The sequence below is a fragment of the Arthrobacter sp. GW822-FHT05G07 genome (genome assembly GCF_058799755.1).
Window position 1 is genome coordinate 292,431 of sequence record NZ_JBXALT010000001.1, and the last position, 16,177, is coordinate 308,607.

16 protein-coding genes are annotated in these 16,177 nt (G+C 62.3%); 8 read left to right on the forward strand and 8 right to left on the reverse strand.

The window, feature by feature from the left end; translation table 11 throughout:
* The first annotated feature begins 129 nt into the window (after nt 1-129).
* From sdhC to AC1RJY_RS01270, 5 genes are all read left to right on the forward strand, one after another.
* A complete protein-coding gene (gene sdhC / locus AC1RJY_RS01250) occupies nt 130-510 on the forward strand; it encodes a succinate dehydrogenase, cytochrome b556 subunit (protein ID WP_011773978.1) in 381 nt (126 codons plus the stop codon).
* Nucleotides 511-513: 3 nt separating this feature from the next.
* Nucleotides 514-990, forward strand: coding sequence for a succinate dehydrogenase hydrophobic membrane anchor subunit (locus AC1RJY_RS01255; RefSeq protein WP_011773977.1), 477 nt, complete (start codon nt 514-516; stop codon nt 988-990).
* Nucleotides 991-1,090: 100 nt separating this feature from the next.
* The gene (sdhA, locus tag AC1RJY_RS01260; protein WP_014921081.1) at nt 1,091-2,890 is read left to right on the forward strand and encodes a succinate dehydrogenase flavoprotein subunit; all 1,800 of its coding nucleotides are present in this window, start codon (nt 1,091-1,093) and stop codon (nt 2,888-2,890) included.
* Nucleotides 2,890-3,672, forward strand: a complete 783-nt coding sequence (locus AC1RJY_RS01265) for a succinate dehydrogenase iron-sulfur subunit (protein WP_011773975.1) — start codon at nt 2,890-2,892, stop codon at nt 3,670-3,672. The genes sdhA and AC1RJY_RS01265 overlap by 1 nt, the downstream gene beginning before the upstream one ends.
* A 131-nt stretch (nt 3,673-3,803) precedes the next feature.
* Nucleotides 3,804-4,580: an alpha/beta hydrolase gene (locus tag AC1RJY_RS01270; protein ID WP_498601000.1), complete on the forward strand. Its 777-nt coding sequence runs from the start codon at nt 3,804-3,806 to the stop codon at nt 4,578-4,580.
* A 28-nt stretch (nt 4,581-4,608) separates the two neighbouring features.
* Here AC1RJY_RS01270 and AC1RJY_RS01275 read toward each other — a convergent pair whose 3' ends face one another.
* On the reverse strand, nt 4,609-5,910 hold the full coding sequence (locus AC1RJY_RS01275) for an ABC transporter substrate-binding protein (protein WP_498601002.1): 1,302 nt from the start codon (nt 5,908-5,910) through the stop codon (nt 4,609-4,611).
* A 108-nt stretch (nt 5,911-6,018) separates the two neighbouring features.
* Here AC1RJY_RS01275 and AC1RJY_RS01280 point away from each other — a divergent pair, with 108 nt between their 5' ends.
* Nucleotides 6,019-6,981, forward strand: coding sequence for a glycoside hydrolase family 43 protein (locus AC1RJY_RS01280; protein WP_043469899.1), 963 nt, complete (start codon nt 6,019-6,021; stop codon nt 6,979-6,981).
* 130 nt (nt 6,982-7,111) lie between these two features.
* Nucleotides 7,112-9,334 carry a hypothetical protein gene (locus tag AC1RJY_RS01285; protein WP_498601003.1) on the forward strand — a complete coding sequence of 741 codons (2,223 nt, stop codon included), beginning with the start codon at nt 7,112-7,114 and terminating at the stop codon, nt 9,332-9,334.
* 28 nt (nt 9,335-9,362) lie between these two features.
* Here AC1RJY_RS01285 and AC1RJY_RS01290 read toward each other — a convergent pair whose 3' ends face one another.
* From AC1RJY_RS01290 to AC1RJY_RS01320, 7 genes are all read right to left on the reverse strand, one after another.
* The gene (locus tag AC1RJY_RS01290) at nt 9,363-9,515 is read right to left on the reverse strand and encodes a hypothetical protein (RefSeq protein ID WP_167532107.1); all 153 of its coding nucleotides are present in this window, start codon (nt 9,513-9,515) and stop codon (nt 9,363-9,365) included.
* Between the two features lie 13 nt (nt 9,516-9,528).
* On the reverse strand, nt 9,529-10,455 hold the full coding sequence (locus AC1RJY_RS01295) for a YihY/virulence factor BrkB family protein (protein ID WP_210066128.1): 927 nt from the start codon (nt 10,453-10,455) through the stop codon (nt 9,529-9,531).
* A gap of 85 nt (nt 10,456-10,540) precedes the next feature.
* Complete coding sequence (locus tag AC1RJY_RS01300; RefSeq protein WP_014921075.1) at nt 10,541-11,218, reverse strand: 2'-5' RNA ligase family protein; 678 nt, start codon at nt 11,216-11,218, stop codon at nt 10,541-10,543.
* A 4-nt stretch (nt 11,219-11,222) separates the two neighbouring features.
* The gene (gene trpS / locus AC1RJY_RS01305) at nt 11,223-12,347 is read right to left on the reverse strand and encodes a tryptophan--tRNA ligase (protein WP_498601005.1); all 1,125 of its coding nucleotides are present in this window, start codon (nt 12,345-12,347) and stop codon (nt 11,223-11,225) included.
* A 20-nt stretch (nt 12,348-12,367) separates the two neighbouring features.
* Entirely contained in the window at nt 12,368-13,201 is an 834-nt protein-coding gene (locus AC1RJY_RS01310) for an exodeoxyribonuclease III (RefSeq protein WP_011773968.1), read from the reverse strand.
* Nucleotides 13,202-13,211: 10 nt separating this feature from the next.
* Nucleotides 13,212-13,778, reverse strand: a complete 567-nt coding sequence (locus AC1RJY_RS01315; RefSeq protein WP_014921074.1) for a hypothetical protein — start codon at nt 13,776-13,778, stop codon at nt 13,212-13,214.
* Between the two features lie 80 nt (nt 13,779-13,858).
* Nucleotides 13,859-14,896: a LacI family DNA-binding transcriptional regulator gene (locus AC1RJY_RS01320; protein ID WP_210064377.1), complete on the reverse strand. Its 1,038-nt coding sequence runs from the start codon at nt 14,894-14,896 to the stop codon at nt 13,859-13,861.
* 166 nt (nt 14,897-15,062) lie between these two features.
* On the opposite strand from AC1RJY_RS01320, the gene AC1RJY_RS01325 reads away from it, so the two are divergent.
* Nucleotides 15,063-16,142 (forward strand): C45 family autoproteolytic acyltransferase/hydrolase, encoded by a 1,080-nt coding sequence (locus AC1RJY_RS01325; protein ID WP_011773965.1) that lies wholly within the window; start codon nt 15,063-15,065, stop codon nt 16,140-16,142.
* The last annotated feature ends 35 nt before the right edge of the window (nt 16,143-16,177 follow it).

Genomic DNA, 16,177 nt, shown 5'->3' on the forward strand with positions numbered 1-16,177 from the left:
CCCGTCCTAAATTGAATATGCTGTGAGCGAAGCCTAGATTTAGGCGTGAGCTACGAGTGCTCTCGCAGCAGGCGTTCCCCCCGCGTGGATCCCATGCCAGCGCCGCTGTGTTGCAGGAAGGTTTAATCAGTGCCGACAAAACCAGCTGGCACCTTGTACCGCGGCCGTGAAGGCATGTGGTCCTGGGTTGGACACCGCATTACAGGTGTAGTGATCTTTTTCTTCTTGTTGGTCCATGTGCTGGACACCTCATTGGTGCGCGTGTCCCCTGAGGCCTACACCGCCGTCATTGGCGCATACAAGAACCCCCTCATGGCCCTGGGTGAAACGGGCCTGGTCGCGGCGATCATCTTCCATGCCTTCAACGGCCTGCGTGTGATCGCCATCGACTTCTGGAAGAAGGGCGCTAAGTACCAGCGCCAACTGCTGTGGGTCGTGCTTGCGCTGTGGCTTGTCACGTTCGCAGGCTTCGCCATCCGCCACCTTTCCCTCGCGCTGGGAGGCCACTAAGCCATGACAACCATCGAGACACCACGCAGTGGAAAAATCGGGTCCGGGAAGATCGCACCGAAGTACAACCGCACCGGCTCCAGCCGTGGCAACTTCGAGATGATCGCCTGGCTCTTCATGCGTCTCTCCGGCATCGTCCTGGTGGTGCTGATCTTCGGCCACCTGTTCGTCAACCTGCTGGTGGGCGAGGGCATCCACGCAATCGACTTCGGCTTCGTTGCCGGCAAGTGGGCCGATCCGTTCTGGCAGTTCTGGGACCTTGCCATGCTGTGGCTTGCCATGCTTCACGGCACCAACGGCGTCCGCACCATCATCAACGACTACGCCGAGAAGGATTCCACGCGCTTCTGGCTCAAGATGGTCCTCTACGCGGCCACCCTGGTCATCATCATCCTTGGCACACTGGTGATCTTCACCTTCAACCCGTGCCCCGTCGTCGACGGCGTTCAGTTGCCTGGTGGTTTCTGCCCGGCCCCGTAGCGGCGCCTTCCGGTTTGCTCCCTCGAGCAAACCGGTTCGCCTGACGTAGCGGAGCAGCCTCCGCCGACCATCTGAATTTTTGAAAGAGAGAGCATCTGGTATGCAGGTCCATAAGTACGACGTCGTCATTGTCGGTGCAGGTGGCGCCGGCATGCGCGCCGCGATCGAATCCGGTCAGCGAGCACGCACCGCGGTACTGACCAAGCTCTACCCCACCCGCTCGCACACCGGTGCAGCTCAGGGTGGAATGTGCGCAGCATTGGCCAACGTCGAAGAAGACAACTGGGAATGGCACACCTTTGACACCATCAAAGGCGGCGACTACCTGGTTGACCAGGACGCAGCCGAGGTCATGGCGAAGGAAGCCATCGACGCCGTGTTGGACCTTGAAAAGATGGGTCTGCCGTTCAACCGCACGCCCGAGGGCCGGATTGACCAGCGCCGCTTCGGTGGCCACACCCGTGACCACGGCAAGGCACCCGTCCGCCGCGCGTGCTATGCAGCCGACCGCACCGGCCACATGATCCTGCAGACCCTGTACCAAAACTGCGTCAAGCACAACGTTGAGTTCTACAACGAGTACTACGTCCTTGACCTGTTGATCGTCGAAGAAGACGCAGTACGCGAAGACGGAACCCCGTACAAGCAGAAGCGTGTTGCCGGCGTCGTGTCCTACGACCTCGCTTCCGGTGAACTGCACGTCTTCCAGGCCAAGTCCGTTGTGTTCGCCTCCGGCGGCGCCGGCAAGGTGTTCAAAACCACCTCCAACGCGCACACCCTCACCGGTGACGGAATGGGCATCGCGTTCCGCCGCGGCATCCCCCTGGAAGACATGGAGTTCTTCCAGTTCCACCCGACCGGCCTCGCCGGCTTGGGCATCCTCCTCACCGAGGGTGCACGTGGTGAAGGTGCCATCCTGCGTAACTCGGAGGGTGAGCGCTTCATGGAGCGCTACGCTCCCACCATCAAGGACCTCGCACCCCGTGACATCGTGGCCCGCGCCATGGCGAACGAAGTGCGCGAAGGCCGCGGTTGTGGTCCGAACAAGGATTACGTCCTCTTGGACCTCACCCACCTCGAGCCCGCGCACATCGAAGCCAAGCTTCCGGACATCACGGAGTTCGCCCGCACCTACCTGGGTGTGGAACCGTTCACCGATCCTGTCCCCGTGTTCCCCACCGCGCACTACGCCATGGGTGGCATCCCCACGAACATCACCACCGAAGTGCTGCAGGACAACGACACGATCGTGCCGGGTCTCTACGCTGCCGGTGAAGTTGCCTGTGTGTCAGTGCACGGCTCGAATCGTCTCGGCACCAACTCGCTCCTGGACATCAACGTCTTCGGTAAGCGCGCCGGTATTGCTGCTGCGGAGTACTCGAAGACGGCCGACTACGTCGAGCTCCCCGAGGACCCCGAGGCAATGACCCGTGGCATCTTGGACCGCTTGCTCACCGGCAACGGTACCGAGCGTGTTGCACAGATTCGCAAGGAACTGCAGGACACCATGGACGCCAACATGCAGGTGTTCCGCACCAAGGAATCCTTGGAGCAGGTCCTTCGCGACATCGCTTCCTTCGAAGAGCGGTACAAGCACGTCACCGTTCAGGACAAGGGCAAGCGCTTCAACCTGGATCTCCTGGAAGCCGTGGAACTGGGTTTCCTGCTGGACATGGCCAAGGTCATGACCGTCGGTGCGCTGCACCGTGAAGAGTCACGCGGCGGCCACTACCGCGAGGACTTCCCGGACCGCAATGACGAGAAGTTCATGAAGCACTCCATGGCGTACCTGGACACTTCCGTCACCGTCGACTCCTCGGCGGAATCTGTTGCGGGCATCCGTCTTGAGACGAAGCCCGTGATCTTCACCCGTTACGAGCCGATGGAGCGTAAGTACTAATGACCACCGAAATGGCAGAGCCCGCTTCCAAGATCGAGCTCCCGGCTAGCGTTGCCGGCGACGGTGAAATCCCCACCTTCCACATCACGCTGCGCGTGCGCCGCTACGACCCCGAAATTTCGGACGAAGCGCGTTGGGACGACTACAAGCTGACCATGTACGGCACGGACCGCGTGTTGGATGCCCTCCACAAGGTCAAGTGGGAGATTGACGGCAGTGTTTCCTTCCGCCGCTCCTGCGCCCACGGTGTGTGTGGTTCGGATGCCATGCGCATCAACGGCCGCAACCGCCTCGCCTGCAAGACGCTGCTGAAGGACCTGGACACCACCAAGCCCATCACCGTCGAGCCGATCAAGGGCCTCCCTGTGGAGAAGGACCTGATCGTGGACATGGAACCCTTCTTCCAGTCCTTCCGCGAAGTCATGCCGTTCCTGATCAACAAGGGCCACGAGCCCACCAAGGAACGCCTGCAGTCCGTCGAGGACCGTGAGCGCTTTGACGACACCACCAAGTGCATCCTGTGCGCTGCCTGCACCTCGTCCTGCCCGGTCTTCTGGACCGACGGCCAGTACTTCGGTCCGGCTGCGATCGTCAACGCCCACCGCTTCATCTTCGATTCCCGTGATGACGCCGGCGACATGCGCCTTGAGATCCTGAACGACAAAGAAGGCGTGTGGCGCTGCCGCACCACCTTCAACTGCTCGGAAGCATGCCCCCGCGGCATCCAAGTGACCCAGGCAATCGCCGAGGTCAAGCAGGCCATCCTGGCCCGCAAGATCTAGTTCAGCGTTCACCTAAGAACACACACGACGACGGCGCCGCTCACCACTGATGGTGGGTGGCGCCGTCGTCGTTTATCACGTGCCGTCACCGGTCCTCACCGTAACGGTCACCGCAACGCAAGGAGATCAGCGTGTCACGCTCTGAGAAGATCAGCTTCATGGGAAGCACCGGCGATGCCCTGGCCGGCATCGTGGACGTGCCCGAAGGTCCCGTCCGTGGTTGGGGCCTGTACTCTCACGGCCTGACTCTCGGCAAGGACAGCCCTGCAGCTTCACGCATCTGCAAGGGACTCGCTGAGCAAGGTGTGGGGATGCTGCGCTTCGACAACCTGGGCTTGGGTGGCTCCGCTGGTGAATGGTCTGCGGGGTCGTTCAGCGTGAAGGTAGCCGACACCATCCTTGCGGCGGACTTCATGCGGGAGCAAGGCCGGGGAATCTCACTCCTGGTCGGCCACTCGTTCGGAGGCCCAGCGGTGCTTGCCGCAGCCCGCGACATCCCCGGCCTCAACGCCGTGGTGACCGTTGGCGCGCCCTACGAGCCCAAGCACGTTGAGCACATGTTCGACGCCGAAATTGATTCCATCCTGCGCGATGGCAGCGCCGTGGTGGACCTCGGCGGACGGCCCATGGAGGTTCGCCGCCACTTTGTGGAGGACGTGGAGCGCGCTGATCTGCGCGACTGCATCCGTACCCTCCACAAGCCGCTGATGGTGATGCACTCCCCCACCGATAACACCGTGGGGATCGACAACGCCAGCGAAATCTTCCGTACTGCCCGGCATCCCCGGAGCTTTATCTCCTTGGAAGGCAGCGAGCACCTCCTCACCGGGAAGGGCCAGGCAGCACGGGTTGCGCGGATCATCGGCGCCTGGGCGGACCCCTATCTTGAGGTCCGCGACGCCGGCTAAAGGGCCGGACCACCCATGCAGACGGGTACTACTTGCCTATGGCCGACTTGCTTTCACTGAGCCACTGCTCCGCAGCCTTGTCCGGGCTCAGCCTCTTGAACAGGACCTCGGTGTTGATGCGGGCGGTGATTTCGGAGACCGCGGTTGAACCGGTGGGACCGATGAACGTCGGGGCAAAGTCCATCTTCCCGATCTGGTCAATGTACGCGGCTTCCACCTTCCCCTGAGGTGTCAGCAAGTCCTGGATGGCCGCGCGCATTCCGGAGTTGCTGGGCACGCCACGGTCGCTCTGGATGATCTTTGCTGCGGCCTCATTGTTGACCAGGAAGCTGACCAGCTTGGCGGCAGCATCCGTGTGCTTACTACGGGCAGAGATGGTGTAGAACTGCGAGGATTGGAGCCAGATTCCGGGTGTGGGAGTCTCGCCTGGCAGCTTCAGCAGCTTCAGTTCGGCACCCGAGGCTTTGCTGAGGGCGGACAGGGAGTTGGTCCACGTGAGCATCATGCCGGCCTGCCCCATACCCATGAGTGTCTGCTCGGTGCTGACGTTGAGCTTCTCCACAGTTTCGGAGGCGCTGGGGGCGGCGCCTGACTCGCTGAGCTTGACGGAGAAATCGAAGTAGTCCTGTACGGTCTCCTTGCCCAGGCCCAATTGGCCATCCTGCGTGTACAAGGATTCGCCCCGTTGGCGGGCGAAGGCATCCAGTGAATCATGCGTGAGAACGGTCGCCGTCCCATAGGTTCCCTTTGGACTCTTGGCGGTGATGTCCTCGGCTGTCTTGGCGAAGTCGTCCCAAGACCACTTGCTGTCATCCGGAAGTGCTACGCCGGCGGCTTGGAACACGGCGGGGTTCACCACGATAGCCAGGGCGTTGGCACCAGTGGATACACCGTACTGCTTGCCTTGCACCTGCCCGTTTTCCAGGGCTCCCTGGTCCATTTTGGAGAGGTCGAGCGACCCTTCAACCTTGGACAAGTCCAGCAGGGCCCCGCGGTTGGCGTATTCAGCCGGGTAGGCGCCGCCCATGGTGATCACATCGGGTGCGTCGTTTGCAGCCACTTGGGTGGCCAACTTGTCGAAGTAGCCTCCAATGTCCCCGTACTCGGGCTTCACCTTGATGTTGGGGTTGGCAGCCTCAAACTCTTTGATGGCCTTGTTGGTCAGCTCAGCACGGGTGGCGTTGCCCCACCACGAAAACCGAATCTCGACAGGGCCGTCTTCGGGCTGGTTGGACGACGGGCTGGAGCAGGCTACGGTGAGGCCCAACATGCCCACGGTGGCCAGGACTGCTATTGATTTTCGAATGCGACCGAGAGATTTACGCGCCATTGGGTAAGCTTCTTTCAACTCTGAGAAAACGGTTCCTGAAACGTATCAAGGACCCACTCATGCGTCAATAGTTTTCTCCATGAACTAATTCAACCCACAGGAGTTACCTTGTCCCCACTTTTGGACGACATCCAAATCCGGGATCCATTCCTTCTGTCGCTGCCCGGTTCCAGCGAATACTTGCTCTTCGGAAGCACGGACAAGAACATCTGGTCCGGACCCGCCACAGGCTTTGACTGCTACCGGAGCAAGGACCTGGCCTCTTGGGAGGGCCCCTTCCCGGCGTTCCGACCATCCTCCGACTTCTGGAGCCAAGAACAATATTGGGCTCCCGAAGTTCACGAGTACCAAGGCCGCTACTTCATGTTTGCCACCTTCACTGCGCCTGGTCGCCTCCGTGGAACACAGATACTTTCTGCAGAGCGCCCTGAAGGCCCTTACCGACCGTGGAGCGAAGGCCCTGTCACGCCACGCAATTGGCAATGCCTGGACGGGACACTGCATGTGGACCAAGAGGGTATGCCCTGGATGGTTTTCTGCCACGAATGGAAGCAAGTGCATGACGGCGCCATACTCGCCCAGCGCCTCACGAAAGACCTGCGAAGGGCGGAAGGCGTGCCCGTTTTCCTCTTCAGCGCCTCAGAAGCCCCTTGGTCCCGCGCCCTGGATGTCCCCCCAGTGAAGGACCGGGAGTTCCCCGTCTACGTCACCGATGGTCCATTTCTCTTCAGGCTTACCAGCGGCCGACTCATCATGCTGTGGTCGAGCTTCGGCGACGACGGTTACGCCATGGGAATCGCGCGCAGCGAATCCGGGACAGTCCTGGGCCCTTGGATCCAGGAGCCTGACGCACTATGGAGCGCCAACGGCGGGCACGGGATGATCGGGCGAACCTTGGACGGCGGCTTGTTCCTCACGCTTCATCAGCCCAACAACAGCCCCGACGAACGGGCGGCATTCTTCCCGCTCCTCGAACTCACAGACACCGTCCTGCTGCAGGCAGCCGCTGGCGCCACGAGCACCTCCACGAGCCAGGGGGTTGACACGGCTTCGTCCGGGAACAAGGATTGAATCGTTTCGGAAAACGATTTCTCGACTTGGGAATCCAACCACCCCATATGCGGAGACCGCGCTCCAGAACCACTTGACCGGATTGACCCCAGCAGCAGTCACAGCAGGCAGCATCAGGAGGGCGTGCGCAGTGCACAGCCAAAGCACCACCCATCATCCGCAATCCCCCGCCATCAATCGCGAGGCACTGGTCCGGCGACACAACGTACGCCAAGAACACTTTGATCCACGAAGCCCCGTTTCAGTGGGCAACGGTGAATTCGCGTTCACCATGGACCTCACCGGGTTGCAGTCGTTGCCCGACGCCTATCCAGTGGGCGCGCGCGACGAGCTGCCTCCTGGCACGCTGCTGGGCACGCAAGCGCAGTGGGGCTGGCACTCCGTGCCGCCACCGGAGGAGTACGACCTCGCTGGCTCCACCGTTCTCTATGATTCGCCCCGGGGTCCAGTGCCCTACGTGGACATGGTGGGCGACATCGTCAATGACCGTGAGACGGACACGTCGCTGGCTGAAACCTGGCTCCGCGCGAATGTCCACAGGCTGGACTTGGGCCGGATCGGCTTCCGCTGGATCGAGGACGGCGTTGAGAGGGCAATCACGGAAGACGAAATTTCCGTGGCCGAGCAAACACTGGACCTGTGGACGGGGGTGGTCACCAGCCGCTTTACGCTGGCGGGTCACCCCGTCAACGTCACGACGGCGTGTCACCCGGACCGAGATGAGGTGGGCTTCCGCGTGGAGTCAACGGCGCTTGGTGCCGGGTTGGTTGTCAACGTCGGCTTCCCTTACGGGTCTGAGGCGTGGCATGACGCCGCGGACTGGAGCAGCGCAGACGCCCACACCACATCGCTCGATGCGCCCGGGGCTTCGCGAGACCACAATGGCTGTGAAGCATGGACAGTCCACCGTGCGCTGGACAACTCCCGCTACAAAGTGGTGATCACCGGTCCCCACCTGGGAGTGGAACTGACCGGACAGCACCGGCTCGTAGTAGCAACGGCCGACGCCGGCAACCTGATGGACTTTTCGGTTGCCTTTCTTTCCGCAGGCGACGGCGACTGCATCCCGCGCGGCACTAATCGGCTGACCGGCGACACCGCGGAGAGGAACGCTGCCCCCAGAGGAAGGACCGGCGTCGAGCTTTCACCGGCGGGAAGCGTGGCGGCCGCCTCAGCGGCCTATTGGCCGGGTTTCTGGTCCTCCGGCGGGGCGATCGAACTTGATGCGACGCCTGATGCCCGGGCCAAGGAATTGGAACGCAGGATCGTGTTGTCGCAGTACCTGACCGCGGTTAATTGCTCGGGCTCGTTGCCGCCTCAGGAGACCGGGCTGGTCTGCAATTCATGGCGCGGCCGGTTCCACGTGGAGATGCACTGGTGGCATGCCGCGCACTTTGCGCAGTGGAATCGGACAGAGCTGCTCCTGCCGTCGTTGCGGTGGTACTCCACCGTGCTGGAGTCAGCCCGGCAGACGGCCAAAGCGCAAGGATTCGACGGCGTCCGCTGGCCCAAACAGGTTGGACCGGACGGCAGGGAGAGCCCGAGTCCCATTGGGACGTTTCTGATCTGGCAACAGCCTCACCCCATCCATCTGGCGGAACTGGCGTACCGGGCCAATCCCAGCCGGGAACTGCTGGAGGAGTTTGCGGAGATCGTGTTCGAGTCGGCTGCCTTCATGGCCAGCTTTGCGCACCCAACGTCGCGCGGCTTCGAATTGGGCCCTCCTTTGATCCCTGCACAGGAAAGCTACGGCTCCATCCGGGCCAAGGTCACTAACCCCACGTTTGAGTTGGCGTACTGGCAGTGGGGCCTGCGGGCGGCGGCGGCGTGGCGCGCGCGGCTCGGGCTGGAGCCTGCGGAGGCGTGGACGACAGTAGCGGACGGCATGGTGCCCCCGCGGGTGATCGACGGCGTGTACGCTGCGATCGACGTGGAGCCCTTCACCATTCGCACCGATCACCCGTCCATGCTGTGCGCCTTGGGTGTTCTCCCCCGGACCGACATCATTGATCCGGACATCATGCGCGCGACCCTAACCGACGTCCTGGCCGACTGGGACTGGGGCAGCACGTGGGGTTGGGACTACCCCGTCATGGCTATGACCGCCGCGCGGCTCGAGGATCCTGAGGCCGCCGTGGATGCGCTCCTCCTGAGCGCCGGCAAGAACACGGTCCTTCCCAACGGGCACAATCGCCAAACAGACTCTTTGCCGCTCTATTTACCGGGCAACGGCGGACTTCTGGCGGCTGTCGCCCTGATGGCGGCAGGGTGGGACAACGGGCCGGAGCGGCACGCACCGGGATTCCCCTCGGACTGGACCGTTGCGTGGGAAGGGCTGGTGAAGGCGCCGTAGGAAATTGACCGCAGTGGGACACTTCCGGCTATCCGCGGCGGGGTCCCACTGCAGCGCCGACCAGAGCGCCTAGACCAACACCAAGGAGGATGCCCAGAAAGGGCGAGTTGAAAACCAACTGGCCAACAACGAGTCCCGCTGCAGCCCCGAGGAGGCAAGCGATCCACAGTTGGTTGTTCATGGCGGCCTCCAGATCAGGTGCGGGGCGCCACGCGACGCGAACCGAGGACTTTCTTGCGCGGGGACTCCCCCGACTCCGTGTCAGCCTCACGAATAGCTGACCACGACGCTGAGACCAGGTACACCTGGCTCACAAGGTTGAACCAGATCAGCAGGCCGATGATGATTGCAAACGATGCCAGCACCGGATTGTTGCCGGAGCGGGCAAGAAGTTCGGTGCTAAAGAATTGCAGGACCGTTGTGCCAACGCCCGCCAGCACCACGCCTTCCAGGAACGCGCGGCGCCCCAGCTTGAGGCCACCGGCAATCCGAAACAGTACTGCCGCCGTCGCGCAGTTCAGCACGAGCGGAACCACGATCTTGACGATGGCCGCTATGGGCTCGGTGATTCCCTCGTCCAACTTAAGCAAAGCAATGAGCCAGTCCGCCGCAATACCAAAGACGAGCGAGACGCCTGCGCTGATGACAAGGATGACGCCCAGGAGCAGCAGCGTGCCGGCGTCGATAAGTTTTTGAACTATCGGGTTGCGCACCAAAGGGTCAGCCTTCATGATCCCCCGAAGACCTTCCCTGATGCTGGCGATCCAACCCAGGGAAACAAAGACTGTCACCACCGCAGCGATGAGGGCCGTCCATCCAAGTCCCGACGGGTTGAGCAGGGACTGTGGATCCACCAACCCTTCGCCGCCGTTCACCTGAAGTAGCCCGGGGGCAGCAGCAGCCACACTGTCGATCACTGCATCCTGCAGTGCAGGGTTACCTCCCAGGACAATCCCGGCAATGGCGAAACCTGTGGTGAGCAAACCCGTGACGGAGAAGAACATGTTGAAGCCGATGCCGGCACTCAGCAACGGCCCGTGCTGCCGGGTGTAGTGCTGGAAGGCCCGCATGGCCCGGTTGGTGTTCAATCTGGCTAGGAAGAGGGCAAAGAACGCGCCCATCTTTTTCGGAAGGCCCTCGCCGGCGCGCTTGGCATGGCCCCAATCCTGCCTCTTGCGGAGGAGTTGGAGTTTGAGTTTTGCCAGCTCAGTTGGCAGCGGAGGAACGTCCGCCTCTGCGGACTGGATCCGCTTGCTGTGTTTCGTCAGTATCGCCGCCAAAGTCGAGCTCTTCCCGTAGCTGCCAAATTCCATTGGTGTCGTGCTCGTAAAGTCCCATGCTAACCACAGGGAACGTCGCCCGGTAATCCCTGAGGACCGTTTCAGCTTCGTCGAGGTTTTCCTGGGCAACATCGTGGGCCACGGTGACGTGCGGGTGGTACGGGAAGGGCAGCGTCCGTTCCAGGGGACCGGTTTGAAGTTTCTCGTGCAACTGCACGCACTCTTCAAAACCTTCTTCCACGTTGACGAACACCACCGGCGAGACGGGCCGGAAGGAACCCGTGCCGGAAATGGTGATATCGAAAGGTTGCTGGGCCTGTGCAACTTCCCGGACGTGTTCCCGGGTAGCGGCCCAGTCCTGCGTGGGCGTAGTGGTGATCAGGGTGATGTGCGCGGGAATGACCTCCGCCATCGGATCACCGAACGAGGCCCTCCATTCCTGGAGTTCACGGGCGATCTCCGGCGGGAAACCGAGGATGACACCGACGCACATGGTGTCACCGGCACCGCAATCGGCGCCGGAAACAGCGGGCTGGCGGGAGTCGTCCGGACCGGCACCCTCTCGGGTGCCGGTCTTGACGTTGAGCTGGCCAGCGGAGCACATGGACTTAGCGGACTCCCTGGTTCCCGTGAGAGGAATCGCCGCGGTAGGGCAGGAAACCAACCTTGGAGTAGACATCGGCGAGGGTTGCGGCCGCAATTTCACGTGCCTTGTCCGCGCCGAGGGCCAGGAGCCGGTCCAGCTCTGCGGGATCGGCCAGGAGTTCGTTGGCACGCTCCCGGATGGGCGCCAGGTGTCCGGAGACAAGTTCGGCCAAGTCAACCTTCAGGTGGCCGTACATCTTCCCTTGGTAGTCGCCCACGATCTTGTCCACCGGTGTGCCGCTGATGGCCGAGTAGATGGTCAGCAGGTTGGATACGCCCGGCTTGTTCTCGCGGTCGTAGCGGATCTCGGTCTCGGTGTCCGTGACGGCTGACTTGATGCGCTTGGCTACAGTCTTTGGATCATCCAGCAGGTTGATGAGGCCGGCCGGTGATTCCGCCGACTTGGACATCTTGGCCGTGGGGTTCTGGAGATCGTAGATCTTTGCCGATTCCTTCTGAATGAAGGCCTCGGGCACTTGGAACGTCTCGCCGAAGCGGCTGTTGAAGCGGTTGGCGAGGTCGCGACTCAATTCCACATGTTGGCGCTGGTCTTCGCCCACCGGCACGCCATGCGGCTGGTACAAGAGGATGTCGGCGGCTTGGAGGATGGGATACGTGAACAGGCCAACGCTGGCGTGGTCCGAGCCCTGCTTCTGCGCCTTGTCCTTGAACTGCGTCATGCGGGCGGCTTCACCCATGCCGGTGATGCAATTCAGGACCCACGCCAACTGGGCGTGCTCTGGAACCTGGGACTGAACGAAGAGCGTGCACTTGTTTACATCCACGCCGCCCGCGATGTACTGGGCTGCAGTAACCCGGGTACGTCGGGCGAGCTCCGCAGGATCCTGCGGCACCGTGATGGCATGCAGGTCAGGGATGAAGTACACGGCGTCGTACTCGTCCTGCATCCGGACCCAGTTGACCAAGGCGCCGAGGTAGTTGCCAAGGTGCAGGGAGTCGGCGGAAGGCTGCATCCCGGACAAGACCCGGTGCTTGGCGCCCACAGCCAGTTTGGTGGACGTCACGGGTTTGGGTTCGGTGGCAGCATCAGCCGATGCGCCGGTTTCGGTCGTGGTGGAACTAGTCATGGAGCAATACCTTAGGAAGCTTAGAGCCGGTAGTCGACTACCAGCGGTGCGTGGTCAGAGAAGCGGGTGTCCCACGAAGGCGCCCGGTCCACTACAGCCGAGAAAGCGGCTGCTGCGAGGCCCGGAGTGGCCAGGTGGTAGTCGATGCGCCAGCCTGTGTCAGTGTCAAAGGCCTTACCGCGCTGTGACCACCAGGTGTAGGGGCCGGCGACATTACCTGCCAGGCCCCTGTGGACATCCCTCCATCCGATTTCTTCACCGAGGAAGCGGTCAAAGTATGCCCGTTCCTCCGGGAGGAAGCCGGCACGCTTGACGTTGCCCTTCCAATTCTTGATGTCGAGTTCAGTGTGACCGACGTTGAGATCGCCAACCACCAAGGCGTGGTCGCTGTGTTTCGCGAGCTCAGGCAGGCGGACGGTCATGGCATCCAGGAAACGGAACTTGTCCTCCTGCTTGGGTGTGCCAACCTCACCGGAGTGCACATAAGCGCTCACAACGGAGAGAGTAGTGAACTCACCGGCAGCATTTTGCACGGTGTAGTCGGCCTCAACCCAACGACCGGACGTATCGAAGTAATCGTCGCCAATGCCAACGCGGGTAGCGGTGGGCTCCTCGCGGGAAGCGATGGCCACACCGGCACGACCCTTGGCCTCGGCTTCGGTGTGGAGGATGTGCCAGCCTTCGCCGATCAGCTTCCTGACGATGTCGTCAGGAGCGCGGACTTCCTGCAGGCAGAGAATGTCTACCTCGCGAGGCTCCAGCCATTCCGCCATGCCGTTCTTGTAGGCAGCCCGCAGGCCATTGACGTTTACTGATGCGATGCGAAGGAAGTCCTTCTTCAATGCCGTACTCACCCGCTCTACTCTAGTCGATGATGGTGCCGGCCATGGGCTCGTCCGAGCCTCCGGAAGACTTGATCATGTCCCGCGCATTCGTAGCCGTTATGGCGATGGTTTCCAGTGCGCGGTTGATGGTGTCCTGGTCCGCCGTTGCACCCTTGGCACGTTCCTGATCCACTACCCGGACCTGCACCTGGACAATCTTGAATGAGTGGTCCAGCTTGAGGTCGCGGACTTCATCGGCTTTGCTGCGTTCGGCAACAACGCGCGTGCCACCGCTGTCAGCAGCGGACGACGACGGCGCCCGGCCGGCTGCGGCGTTGAAGGCATTTTGCGCTTCGGTCAGTTTGGCACCGGCCCGCTGCGCGGCCTTGCGAATGCTCAGCACCACAAACGTTGCCAAGGCCAACCAGCCGAAAGCGACGACAGCAACAACCCAGCCCACAACATCGTTCTGGTTGGCCGCGAAGATGACGGCTACCAGGAAGGCGATGATGACGACTGTCATGCCCAGGCCGCCGATGCGGAAGCCCTTGAACAGGCCTTTTCCGGCGGGGGACGTGGACGGGTGCGGGTCACCGAGAGATTGCATGAACCCATTCTCTCAAATGCGCAAAGGTGCCCTGTCCGCTTCCACGGACGGCGAACAAGGGAGTTTTGTACAAAAATCCATTAGTGGAAAGGGATCCTGTGGGGCAAGGTGGAGTCGCGCTCCAAGAACCGGGCGGGGAGCAGGACCGGCGCGGGATCCTTGGTACCGTCCATGACGTCAACGAGTTGCTGCACCAGGGCAGCAGCGGCGGCCGGGATGTCGACGTCGAGTGCGGAAATCGGCGGCTGGTGCTGCCGTGAGTGCTCGGAGTCCGAGCCCGTGCACACCAGCAGCTCCCCGGGTATGCGGACGCCACGTTCCTGCAGGGCCTGGGCTGCGCCACTGGCGTGTCTGCCCGTCAAACAGAACACTGCGCCGGGTAAACCATCAGCCAGGATCCGTGCGCCCACCTCGCGGCCACCCTCCACGCCGTCACGTTCGGGTACGTGGTAGATCCGGGGCTCCGTGCCGGTTTCCAGGCACCAATCAACGTAGGCGGCCTCGCAATCGAAGTTCCAGGCGTTCCTGTCTGTGCCTCCAACATAGGCAATGGATGCAGCTCCTGCCGCAGCCAGATGGTCCAGGACAGTTCGCGTGGACGCTGCATCGTCGTGTGCCACCCAGTTCCGGAAGCCGGGGCGGCCCGGGTCGCGGTCCCAGGTGACGTAGGGAATTCCGCGTTTCTCCAGCAAAGCCACCACGGGGTCATCCAAGTGCGGCGCGAAGACGATATAGCCGTCCAAGGACATGGAGAACGGCGGCAAGGGTCCACGGCTCAGGTCGGGTACCAGCATCAGTCCGAGGTTCCTGTTGAGCGTCTCCGCCGCAGCCGCTCCTGCAAGTTTCATGAAAACGTCCACGCCATTGGGACCGTAGTTGCCCAGGCTGTCCAGGGAGCGAAACACCAGTCCGATCGCATTCATCTTTGAACTTCGCAGCCCTCGCGCCATGGCGTCCGCGACGTAGCCCATCTCCGCAGCGACGGCACGGACGTGTTCCCGGGTTGTCTCGCTGATGTTGCCCTTGCCGTTGAGCGAGTGCGACACCGTGGTGATCGACACTCCGGCTTTGCGGGCGACGTCCCAGATGGTGGCACCCTGCTGAAGTTCGCGGGCCATGCGTCCACACCTGCCGTCACCTTGGGAACTGGTTTCAGAAAACAGAATAAATCTTCTGAGCCAGCTACACAAAAACGTTTTTGTTCCGTACTTTGAGCGTCACCAGTGATCCACATCATCCCGGAGCCACTCGCCCCGAACGGGATAGGCCCCCTCAAGGAGACCCATGCAGCTTCACCGCCACACATCAACCGCGTACGATCCCCGCGAGCGCGGCTTGGACATCGGCCGCACCTGGGATGCGCAGACGCGCAATACCGCCAAGCTCTACAGTGACTTCTTCACCACTCTCGGCGTCGCCCCGCAGAAGGTCCGCGACATTGCGGAGCGGAGCCACGAGGCCCTGCGTGTTTGGAGTCCCGCACTGGCAGAGGAAGCCGAAGGCTGGGCCGACGGCGCCGGACTCGAGACGTGGGAACTTAGTGTGGTCAACGCTCGCACTGAGATCCTGGCGGCGGCGCCTAAGAAGGTCAGCTCCCACGAATGCTCAACGGCGGTCTACGCACCTGCCGGCACTGGGGCGCCGCAAACCATGCAGACCTGGGATTGGCACGACGACCTGGCGCCGGAAGGACTCCTGCTCGAGCTGGACCCCTCCCGGGGACGGACCACCAAGACGTTCACGGAGTTCGGGACGCTGGGAAAGATCGGCGTCAACAGTGAGGGCCTCGGCCTTCACTTCAACATCCTTGCCCACTCCAGCGACGACGACTCCGCCGGAGTGCCGGTGCACGCGATCGCCCGCCGCATCCTGGATGAAGCGTCGAGCATCGAACAAGCCATTGCCATCGCTTCCTCGGCCAGGGTCAGCGCTTCCACGGTCTTTACAGTGTTCACAGCTGGAAGCACCCCACGCCGGGCCGTCAGCATCGAGACCTCCCCCGCGGGCACCGCCGTCGTGGATCCCGGCGGCGACGGCTGGCTGCTCCACACCAACCACTTCCTGGATCCCGTCCTCGCAGAGGAGGACGCAATCGACGACGGTGCGTTGTCGCCCCAGCGCCTGGCCCACCTTGGGCGCGTAACGCCGGAGCTGGCGGGCCTGAGCGTCGCGGACCGGGCCAAGCAGTTCTGCTCGTCCGAGGGAGCGTCCTCCGTGGTCTGTTTCCATCCGGATGCCTCGGCACCCCGGCACGAGCAGTGGCAGACACTGCTGACAATCAGCATTGATGCCGTCAATTGCTCCCTCACCTACGCCGCTGCCAACCCTGCCGACGCCGCACGCGATGGCTTCCAGGTCTTCTAACCCTCATCACTCCAACAAACACCCAACGAAAGGCA